Origin of the sequence: Marinomonas polaris DSM 16579, from assembly GCF_900129155.1 — a bacterium.
Lineage (GTDB): Bacteria > Pseudomonadota > Gammaproteobacteria > Pseudomonadales > Marinomonadaceae > Marinomonas > Marinomonas polaris.
Map to the genome: position 1 here is coordinate 1 of NZ_FQVF01000040.1, position 4,692 is coordinate 4,692.

Genomic DNA, 4,692 nt, shown 5'->3' on the forward strand with positions numbered 1-4,692 from the left:
TTATAAAGTTATAAAGTTATAAAGTTATAAAGTTATAAAGTTATAAAGTTATAAAGTTATAAAGTTATAAAGTTATAAAGTTAAAAGAAAACACTTTAAAAATAACAATTACAAATCAAGGAAAAAGAATTGAAAGTTCTCAATTTTATCTAAAAGAACATAATAATTTTTGTAGCTATTCCATGAGAGTAGAAAAAGATCAACACAGACGTTATCAACTCAATTTCCCAGACGAACTAGGAAAAAGATTCTATCTTTGCTACTTCTTCATTACAGAAATTAATGAAAAAATAATTTATACACTTGATTGTGAAGTAACAGATAAAAAGTCTCTTGGCTGGAACGTTGTTGAAATAGTAAATATAACTAACTCTCTAGAGGTTATTTAAGTGTCTATTAAAAACAGTCGCCTCTGGTTACTAATTCAGCTCTCAAGTCAATAGCCGTAGCAGTCGCTAACATAAACATGTCTTTCCAACTAAGATAGAGCGTTAACAATTCCAGCTTTATACCATTACTCAATTTGAAACCCAAGCGGATCTAAAACCATGGCTAGAGAAGCCACAAAAACATGAGCTGTCTATCTGAACTGCTCAAACTTTAGGGAGAGATGGCTTTTCATTTTTTATAATAATGTCAGCAACATCTTGACCTTACAAAAACTACTCGGCCATAGTGGCATAAAAATGACCATGCGATACTCGCACCTATCGTCCGACTTCCTAGAAGAAGCCACACGACTAAACCTACTTTCAAACATTAAATAGACAAGGACAGTTATGAAACTTTATAAATATTACCCACCAGAAAGTGAGGGTTTTATCCTGTTAAAAAATGGGGACATTAATCTTAGGTTCTCACAACCAAGTACATTAAATGACCCATTCGATCTAAGTCCAACAATCGATATTGATAAAAAAACTTCTCACGATTTAGCAAAAATAATTCAAGAAAAAACAAAAAGTAAATCGACGCATTTTCTAGACACGAACACTGGAGAACCTTATGAACGAGCAACATTAAAGCAGCTTGGGGACTCTCTATATGAGAAAACAGTAAAGCAAAAGATAAAGAAATTAAGAGAACATAATGATCTATCTATCGGAGTATTATCTCTCAGCAAAAATAAAAAGAGCACTTTAATGTGGTCGCATTACTCAAAAAATCACACTGGATTTATGCTAGAGATTGAGAACTCTTTCGAACTAAAGAACAGTAATACTCAATTAAAAGCGCAGGACGTAGACTACAGTAAATACAGGCCTACAACTAAGCAGTCAGAGTCCTATAGTGATAAAAGCTATTTTATATACAAAGACCCTGTTTGGCACTATGAAGAGGAAATGAGATTAGTTGTTGAACTTCATACACTCGAGCCAACAGAAAAAACAAGAAATGATCCATTACCATGCTACTGCTATACATATCCTCGCTCACAACTAGGAAGAATTATTCTTGGGGCTATGTGTCCTGAAGATGTAGAAGAACGTATTCGCAAGTGGGCTGATAAGCACGCCCCAAAGATCGAGGTCAAAAAAGCTTACTTAAACCCGGCAAACTATGAGATTAACTATAAATAACTTCTTAGAGGAGCGGGATAAAGAACACAGCCATCTGAAATGACGGTGTAAGTATTATCCATTAATATCCCATGTCGTTTTCTTGATCGAGTGCGCTTAGCTCTTCTAAGCTTGCTAATCGTTTATTCAATAACGTTTCTTTGTATTTCATCACATCCACATAAGCGACTTTTCGGCGATTTCCTTTACGATTAAAGGGTATCGCACCATCATCTAAAAGTTTGATCAAAGTCGGGCGTGACATATTGAGCATATCGGCAGCTTGTTGAGTGGTAAGCTCGGCGTGGATGGGCGTGATTTGAACAATATTTCCCTCTCCAAGCTGGGTCAGTACCTCAACAAAAAGGTTCAATGCGGATTTGGGTAGCTTTATATCATGCGTATTTCCAGAGTCATCCGTAAAAGAAAAGCGTTGCTCGTCTCCGTTAGTCGCTAACACTCCTGCCAGCTCTTGGCTGCACAGTTTTGCTAGCGCCGCTTCTTCTTGGCTAGGGATACGAATTGCGGTGTTCATACTCTTTGCTCCGAGTTTTTTCTAAAAGTAATATTATTGGCACAACTACCAATAACACACTTGTATTATTCGAAATATTCGAAATATATCAAGCTAAATTTAATCAAATACCAACATTCAAAAGGTGCATGAACTAGAAACACCGCTACCCAAGATCATAAATTTAGCGCTTTGCCCGATAAACTTGTCACGTAAAAACCTCTATCAACGCTTCCTGTTTAAGCGCTACATTAGAGTAAGGTTTTTGAAAAACACGTGGAAGGTGGGACGCTTATCTCGGTTTTGTGTGTTATCTGTGTTTTGATGTTGGTCGGAAAATTGTTTTTGATACGCAATGGAGAACGCGACTATGAGACTTTTCACTTTTTTTGTGCTGTTTTCAGCTCTTCTCTCGGGCTGTTCATCCAATGTGAAGTTGGCAGGACAAAATGTCAGTAATGTTGACTCAAATGTAGATATTGATAAATCCGCTACGATTGCTGTCGTTCCAAGTAAGGAAGGCGATGATCTGACGAATAAGCGATACATCCCCGATATTATCAATGCATTGAAAGAGCGCGGCTTTACTAATGTCTCGGATTCTCAAAACAATCCTGACTATCACCTATCGGTTAACTTTACGTCTGAAGAAACCACAGAAACGAAGAAGGTTCCTGTGTTTAATAACGAGCGAAATATTCCTTATACCGTTTGCCATAGAAACCCAAGCACAGACGCTCGAACCTGTGTCACGCGTTATCGTCAATTTATGGAACCCATCGTTAGCGGTTACGATAAGGTAGAAACACCAACGAAAGTTTATACCTTTCAGTACAAGTTGACAGATAAGAAAAACAATCTGATTTTAGACTCTAGCAATACCGTGTTTCATCCTACTTGTTCAAAATGGAAAATGTTCGAGTTCTTAGCAAAAGAAACCATCGCCAGAGCCAATTTTAATGATCCAGTCGACAAACCTTACAGTGTTGAGATGAAACAAGACTATAACTGTCAATAAAAGTCATTTAAAACCAACAAGATAGATAGAGCACATCTAACTTGTTGGTTTTTTATTTAACTATCATCTCATTGCACTACGCCTTCTCACTCACTCTGCTTGCTCCTAAATAGTCTGAGCAACTGAGTACTTATAAAAAAACGTTATCATCTTTTCGGTCTATTTCTACGTATCCATCTATACTGTTATAAGCCACTTTTGTTTGGGCGTGGCTGTATCAGGACTTTTTCCAAATCCATTATGCTCACTCTGTGAGACAAGGGGGAATCCATGATCAATCATGTTTGGGGTCTTATTCATCATCCAGATAAGGAATGGCGCGAAATAAATAAGGAGCATGAATCGGTAAGTCATCTGTACTTACATCATGTTCTTTGGATGGCGGCTATTCCAGTTGTCAGTACTTTTATTGGCACGACACAGTTTGGTTGGACATTCGGAGGAGATGAAGCAATCAAGGTGTCTTTTATGGATGGCCTTGGTTTAGGTGTGTTGTTTTACGCACTGATTCTTGTTGCCGTGGCAATGGTAGGTAGTTTAATTCACTGGATGGCGCGAAACTTTCCGAATCGCCCTCCTCGTCAAGAGTGTATTGTCTTTGCAGGTTATATTGCTACACCCATGTTTTTAAGCGGTATCTTTGCCATTTATCCGATAATTTGGCTCTGTTTACTCGCTTGCGTAGCAGGCGTCGCTTATACAGGTTATCTATTGTACCGAGGCACGCCTAGTTTCTTGGGCATTAGTCATAAACAAGGCTTTATTCTCTCCAGCACTACTCTTGGTATTGGGGTTTTAGTATTGGAGGCTTTGTTGGCAGCAGTGGTATTACTTTGGAGCCTTGGTTCTGAACATAGTATTGTTTGGAGCTTCTTCCAGTAACAATATCCTATTCATTAGTTTAAGCTAAAAGTGTGCCTCCTCATCGGTCTAGGTGGCACACTTTTTTGAATCTAACCACATACAAAATAACGCAATGTTACAATTTTCCAACAAACTTCCAGCCTTTTATTGATAATTCTCACTAATCACAAATTACTAATTCGATACACTGTCGATTCAATTTTATAGCTTTATACCTAAGTCTGGACCGGACCCCTTTTTATGTTTTTCAATTCTGAATTAAAACAACAAACGAAAGCACTCACACAACAACTCGAAATAGAACGAGCGTCCCACCAGCTCAGCTTAGAAGCGCTAAAAGCTGAGCTTGATTCGGTAAAAGCAGAGTTACAACAATTCAAAAGTCATTCAGGAGATAATGTAGAGTTAATGTAAGCGTGTGGTAAACCACACATAGATCGTGTTGCTTTACTTTAGTAAATGATTGTTATAACTTTATTATCAGACAGAGGGCAATGGATTTGTCCACGCCTCCAGGACGGAGGCTCTGTCACTTTTCAGGAAGATTCAAGGCTGCATGGATGCAGCGGGAAGACTCACCCTTTATTCTCAAACTTAAGTCAGCTTGATATTCCACGGCAATAAATCGTCTACGTCATCGTTTTCCTTTCTTCTCGGCAGCTCTTCAAACAATCTTACTAAGTAATCATACGGGATAAGCCCATTGGCTTTGGCCGTTTCTATGATGCTATAAAGCG

7 protein-coding genes are annotated in these 4,692 nt (G+C 38.1%); 5 read left to right on the forward strand and 2 right to left on the reverse strand.

The window, feature by feature from the left end; all coding sequences use genetic code 11:
* The first annotated feature begins 584 nt into the window (after window positions 1-584).
* Complete coding sequence (locus tag BUA59_RS23225) at window positions 585-767, forward strand: tyrosine-type recombinase/integrase (RefSeq protein ID WP_072842463.1); 183 nt, start codon at window positions 585-587, stop codon at window positions 765-767.
* A 12-nt stretch (window positions 768-779) separates the two neighbouring features.
* The gene (locus BUA59_RS23230; RefSeq protein ID WP_072842464.1) at window positions 780-1,580 is read left to right on the forward strand and encodes a DUF2971 domain-containing protein; all 801 of its coding nucleotides are present in this window, start codon (window positions 780-782) and stop codon (window positions 1,578-1,580) included.
* 61 nt (window positions 1,581-1,641) lie between these two features.
* On the opposite strand, the gene BUA59_RS23235 is transcribed toward BUA59_RS23230, so the two are convergent.
* A complete protein-coding gene (locus BUA59_RS23235; protein WP_072842465.1) occupies window positions 1,642-2,094 on the reverse strand; it encodes a helix-turn-helix domain-containing protein in 453 nt (150 codons plus the stop codon).
* A gap of 349 nt (window positions 2,095-2,443) precedes the next feature.
* Between BUA59_RS23235 and BUA59_RS23240 the strand changes: the two genes are divergently transcribed.
* The 3 genes from BUA59_RS23240 to BUA59_RS23745 all read left to right on the forward strand — a co-directional run bounded on the left by BUA59_RS23240 (window position 2,444) and on the right by BUA59_RS23745 (window position 4,369).
* On the forward strand, window positions 2,444-3,091 hold the full coding sequence (locus BUA59_RS23240; protein ID WP_072842466.1) for a hypothetical protein: 648 nt from the start codon (window positions 2,444-2,446) through the stop codon (window positions 3,089-3,091).
* A 270-nt stretch (window positions 3,092-3,361) separates the two neighbouring features.
* Window positions 3,362-3,973: a Yip1 family protein gene (locus tag BUA59_RS23245; protein ID WP_072842467.1), complete on the forward strand. Its 612-nt coding sequence runs from the start codon at window positions 3,362-3,364 to the stop codon at window positions 3,971-3,973.
* A gap of 222 nt (window positions 3,974-4,195) precedes the next feature.
* On the forward strand, window positions 4,196-4,369 hold the full coding sequence (locus BUA59_RS23745; protein ID WP_175550817.1) for a hypothetical protein: 174 nt from the start codon (window positions 4,196-4,198) through the stop codon (window positions 4,367-4,369).
* Between the two features lie 180 nt (window positions 4,370-4,549).
* Here BUA59_RS23745 and BUA59_RS23250 read toward each other — a convergent pair.
* A partial coding sequence (locus BUA59_RS23250; RefSeq protein ID WP_139248966.1) for a transposase domain-containing protein occupies window positions 4,550-4,692 on the reverse strand: 143 nt, incomplete at its 5' end.